The organism is Pseudomonas sp. SIMBA_067 (genome assembly GCF_046534675.1).
Taxonomy (GTDB): Bacteria; Pseudomonadota; Gammaproteobacteria; order Pseudomonadales; family Pseudomonadaceae; genus Aquipseudomonas; species Aquipseudomonas putida.
The window spans coordinates 1-433 of record NZ_JAWRYH010000065.1 but is presented as its reverse complement, the minus strand read 5'-3'; the positions used below and the strand labels follow the sequence as shown (position 1 = coordinate 433).

Sequence of the window (433 nt, the reverse complement as noted above, 5' to 3'; positions counted from 1 at the left end):
AAGCTCCACTCGCAAGACTGCAACAGGCTGAGAGTGGCGAAACAGACGTATCGCACCCCTCAACCGAAAAAGAGGGCGCGATTGTGCACTGAAAGGTTGCACTTGCGAAGCCCCGTCCGAGGGACGGTTGCACTTGTCATGACAACAAGGTGAAACCAAGGGGACCGCTTTGCGGCCCCCCTGTCACATTACTGCTGAACCGCGGCGAACGCCTCGGCCACCCGTTGCAGGTTGGCCGGCCGCAGGCCAGACATGCACACCCGGCCGCTGTCGATCAGGTACACGCCGAACTCGTCACGCAGGCGACGCACCTGCTCGACGCTGAAACCGGTGTAGCTGAACATGCCGCGCTGGCGCAGGAAGAACTGGAAGTCCTGCCCCGGCAGCAGCGTGCCCAGGGCATCGACCAGTGCCTGACGCATGTCGAGGATAC

1 protein-coding gene is annotated in these 433 nt (G+C 62.4%); it reads right to left on the bottom strand.

The window, feature by feature from the left end; all coding sequences use genetic code 11:
* Positions 1 to 188: 188 nt before the first annotated feature.
* Positions 189 to 433, bottom strand: a 245-nt coding sequence (locus SB765_RS28105) for an aminotransferase class I/II-fold pyridoxal phosphate-dependent enzyme (RefSeq protein ID WP_410932284.1), incomplete at its 5' end; no start/stop codon positions are given.